The organism is Aureimonas ureilytica (assembly GCF_001475935.1).
Classification (GTDB): domain Bacteria; phylum Pseudomonadota; class Alphaproteobacteria; order Rhizobiales; family Rhizobiaceae; genus Aureimonas; species Aureimonas ureilytica_A.
Genome location: NZ_LDQA01000108.1, coordinates 1 through 1,093, shown reverse-complemented (window position 1 = coordinate 1,093; position 1,093 = coordinate 1). Strand labels below are relative to the sequence as shown.

At 66.0% G+C, this 1,093-nt stretch carries 1 protein-coding gene; it reads left to right on the top strand.

Annotated features, from left to right (window positions below; all coding sequences use genetic code 11):
- On the top strand, window positions 1-891 hold an 891-nt coding region (locus NS365_RS24690), incomplete at its 5' end, for a hypothetical protein (RefSeq protein WP_193753522.1).
- Between the last annotated feature and the right edge of the window lie 202 nt (window positions 892-1,093).

The following is a 1,093-nucleotide window of genomic DNA, read 5'->3' as shown; positions in this document are numbered from 1 at the left end:
GGCGCGACGTTGACGTTGGCGCATCCGGTCGGATCGGTGATCCGGGCGACGAACTGCAACGACGAAACGCACCCGACGACGCCGATCCACAAGGAGGCGGCGGCGATCCTGCGCGATCAGCTTCTGGCCCTCTATCCGGCCTATGCCTTCGCGAATTCGGAAGCCTCGGCCTATGTCGCGCGCATGACCTCGCCGCCGAGCGACAGGCGGCGCGCGCTGGTGGACAAGCTGTTTGGTGATCTCAAGACGGCAGGCGTCCTGTCAGTCCTGGACGAGCTGCATATCGTTGCGGCTCACTCGCAGCAGGCGGCGAACGAAAACCTTGTCTCGACAGCCTACACGCTGACCTCGACCAACGCCTCAACCTTCCCGACCTGGACCAAGGATCGGGGCTACAAGGGCAACGGCTCGTCCCAGTTTGCTTCGACCGGTATCAATCCGAGCACTGCGACGGGGCTCAAGCACCAGCAGGACAACGCCCATATCGGCGTCTTCACGCTAGTGGACGGCACGACAGGCGAGGACTTCGGCTCCGCCAATGCTCGAACCAACGTCCATTCTCGCGCCTCGGGGCATGGTGGGCGTGTCAGCCAGACCACGGGTGGCCTCGGCGGCTCGGGCTCGATGGCCTCGCCGCATCACGTCGTCGCCAACCGAACGGGCGCGAGCGCGTCCGAGCTTCTGGTGGACGGCGCGCAGTTTGCGACATTGACGACAGCCTCGACCTCCCTGGCCACGAGCCTCGACCTCCTGCGCAATAACAGCGCCTACGGCGACGCACAGGTGGCCGTGATCCACACGGGCGGCGCGCTCACAACGACTGCCCAAAAGACGGGGCTCTACAACGCCCTCAAGGCCTACCTCCAAGGCGTCGGGGCCATCGCGGCCTAATCGCCATTCTCTGATCCAGCCCGATGCAGCCCGGCCCCGTGCCGGGCTTTTTCGTTTCAGGAGACATCATGACCCTCGTCGCCAACTGGCGGGCGGTGATCAGGCGCGCCTGGTCGCTGCGCTTCATCGCGCTCGCCTTCCTCTTCTCCCTCGCGGAAGTCGCCCTGCCGGCCTTCGACGGCGCGCTGCCAATCCCGCCGCG